This window comes from Kineococcus indalonis (assembly GCF_009906395.1).
Classification (GTDB): Bacteria; Actinomycetota; Actinomycetes; order Actinomycetales; family Kineococcaceae; genus Kineococcus; species Kineococcus indalonis.
Genome location: NZ_JAAALM010000492.1, coordinates 1 through 3,050 on the forward strand (window position 1 = coordinate 1; position 3,050 = coordinate 3,050).

Annotated in this window: 3 protein-coding genes; all 3 read left to right on the plus strand. The window is 79.1% G+C overall.

The features are described 5' to 3' along the window. A partial coding sequence (locus GTR00_RS17925; protein ID WP_166612940.1) for a hypothetical protein occupies positions 1 to 868 on the plus strand: 868 nt, incomplete at its 5' end. Positions 869 to 920: 52 nt separating this feature from the next. Further along, a complete protein-coding gene (locus GTR00_RS17930; RefSeq protein WP_166612941.1) occupies positions 921 to 1,883 on the plus strand; it encodes a co-chaperone YbbN in 963 nt (320 codons plus the stop codon). A 62-nt stretch (positions 1,884 to 1,945) separates the two neighbouring features. Continuing rightward, positions 1,946 to 3,050, plus strand: a 1,105-nt coding sequence (locus GTR00_RS17935) for a serine hydrolase domain-containing protein (protein ID WP_323132587.1), incomplete at its 3' end; no start/stop codon positions are given.

Consider the following 3,050-nt stretch of genomic DNA (forward strand, 5'->3'; position numbering starts at 1 on the left):
GCCCCAGCAGGCCGCCCGCATCGCCGAGGCGGCCACCGCGCCGCTGGCCGCGGCCACCGACCCGGCCACCGCCGACCTGCAGGCGCTGGCCGCCCGCACCGCCGGCCCCGAGCTGGAGCTGCGCCGCGCGGCCGCCACCATCGCCGCCGCCGGCGCCACGGCCCCGGCCGTCAGCGCCGACGACCTCGACGCGCTCTCCTCGGTCCTGCCGCGCCAGCAGGGCTGGCCGCGCTGGTTCCTCACCGTCACCGAGCCGGGCCCCGACCGCAAGCCCTCCCTGGTGGTGCTGCGCTCGGCCTCCGCGCGCGAGCCGTACCGCGTGTGGGCCACGCCCTCGCTGCTGCCCGGCGCCAGCCTGCCCACCACCGGCGCGCCGGCCGACGGCGCCGCCGTCGTGGGCGCCGACGAGGACACCAACCTGCCGCTGAGCCCGCAGCAGGCCGTGGACCGCTACGCCGACGTCCTGCTGCGCGGGGACGCCAGCGAGTTCGCCGGGCAGTTCGCCCCCGACGCCTACCGCACCGGCGTGGTGGACTCCGCCGCGCAGCAGACCCGTGCCCTGGAGGCCGCCGGCGGCTCGTTCACCCAAGAGCGCACCCGGCTGGAGGACCCCGTCCTGGCGGTGCGCACCCGCGACGGCGGCGCCCTGGTGGTGGCCGGCTACCGCTCCTCCGTCACGGCCGCCGGCCCCGCCGGCGGGCGCCCCGGCCGGCTGCAGGACGCGGCCGCGGCGCTGGCCGGCCGTCCCGACTTCACCTCGGTGACCACCGTCGTGCAGGAGGTCGTCGTGCTGGCGCTGCCGCCCGGGCAGGGGCCCGTCTCCGTCGTGGCGGTGCAGAGCGGGCCGGTGCGGGTCAGCGCCTCCTGAGGGCCGCGGGCGCCCTGCGGCGCGCGAGCGCCTGCGTGAGAAGCTGACCGCCATGACTCAACCGACTCCCCCCGGTGCGGGGCTGAACCTGCGCGGGGCGGTGGACCTCGGGGCGCTGGCGGCCCGCAACTCGCGCCGCGAGGAGGTCGCGCGCCGCGCCGCCGCCGACCCCGCCGCCGCGCAGCAGGCCTCCCCGTTCGTCGTGGACGTCACCGAGGAGTCCTTCACCGAGGTCGTGCAGTCGTCGGTGAGCTTCCCGGTCGTGCTGGACCTGTGGGCCGAGGGCTACGACACGGGCGCCGAGGTGCTCGCGCAGCTGGCCGACGAGTTCGCCGGCCGCTTCCTGCTGGGCCGCATCGACGCCCAGGCCGAGCCGGCCCTGGCGCAGTCCCTCGTGCAGTCGCTGCAGGCGCGGGCCGTCCCGCTGGTCGCCGCGATCGTCAAGGGCCAGCCGCTGCCGCTGTTCACCGGCGCCTACCCCTCCGCGGAGGAGGCGCGCCCGCTGCTGGAGGAGGTGCTGCGCGTCGCCGAGGCCAACGGCGTGACCGGCCGCGTGCCCGGCGAGGCGCCCGTGGCGGCCGACGAGCCCGAGCAGGCGCCGCTGCCGCCGCTGCACGCGGAGGCGCAGGCCGCCGCGGAGGCCGGCGACCTCGACGCCGCCGCGGCCGCCTGGCAGCGGGCCCTGGCCGCCGACCCGCGCGACACCGGCGCCGCCGAGGGCCTCGCCCGCGTCGGCGTGCTGCGCCGCCTGCGCGGGGTGGACGCCGCCGCGGCCCGCGCCGCCGCGGCCGGCGCCCCGGACGACGTGCCCGCCCAGCTCGTCGTCGCCGACCTCGACCTCGTCGGCGGCCACGTCGAGGACGCCTTCGAGCGGCTGCTGGGCATCGTGCGCCGCACCGCCGGGGAGGACCGCGACGCGGCCCGCACCCACCTGCTGGAGCTGTTCACGGTGGTCGGCGCGGCCGACCCGCGCGTGGCCAGGGCCCGCACCGCGCTCTCGCGCGCGCTGTTCTGAGCCCCGCCCCGCCCGGCGCGCTCCCGGGACCGCGCCGGGCCGCGCGCCCTAGGATCGCCCGGGTGAGCACCGAGGCGATCACCGCGCGCAGCACGACCGGGACCCCCGGCGCGGAGGGGGCGCTGCCCCGCAGCGCCCCCTGCGCGCTGGGCGTCGACGCGCGCGGCGTGGCCGCCTTCCTCGACGCCGTGGAGGCCGCCGGCGGCGTGGAGCTGCACTCCCTGGCCGTGCTGCGCCGCGGCGCCGTGGTCGCCGAGGGCTGGTGGGCGCCCTACGCGCCCCAGCGCCCGCACCTGCTGTACTCGGTGAGCAAGAGCTTCACCGTCAGCGCCCTGGGCCTGGCGGTGGCCGAGGGGCTGGTGGACCTGGACTCCACGGTCCTGTCGCACTTCCCCGAGCTGGACGGCGACGTCACCGACGAGCGCGCCCGCTCGATCACCCTGCGGCACGTGGCGGCCATGGCCAGCGGCCACCGCGGCGAGACGATCGCGGCGGCGGACGCCGACGAGACCGGCGACGTGGTGCGCGGGTTCCTGCGCCTGCCCCCCGAGGAGGAGCCGGGCACGTTCTTCGCCTACAACCAGCCGTGCACGTTCGCGATCTCGGCGGTGGTGCAGCGCGCGGCGGGCACGACGCTCACGCAGTACCTGCGCCCGCGCCTGCTGGACCCCCTGGGCATCGGGGAGACGGCCTGGACCACCGACGCCCGCGGCCGCGAGATCGGCTTCTCCGGGCTGCACGCCACCACCGACGCGCTGGCGAAGCTGGGCCAGCTGCACCTGCAGCGCGGCCGCTGGGGCGACGCGCAGCTGCTGCCGGCGCAGTGGGTGGACGCGGTGGGCCGCTCCCACGCCGACACCGCCGCCTCCCAGGACAAGCCGGACTCGCGGCTGGGCTACGGCTACCAGTTCTGGCCCTCCACGCACGGCTACCGCGCCGACGGCGCCTACGGGCAGTTCGCCCTCGTGCTGCCCGAGCAGGACGCCGTCGTGGCGATCACCGGGCAGAGCACCACCACCCAGGTGCTGCTGGACGCGGTGTGGGAGCACCTGGTGCCGGCGCTGTCCGGCCCGGCGCTGCCGGCGGACGCGGCCGCGCACGACGCCGCCCTGGCCGGGCGCCTGGCCGCCCTGGAGCTGGCCGGCCCGCGGCCGCGCGGCGCGGCCG

Coding starts and splice junctions, on each gene's coding strand:
- GTR00_RS17930 (WP_166612941.1), top strand. CDS start 921: ATGACTCAACCGACTCCCCCCGGTGCGGGGCTGAACCTGCGCGGGGCG.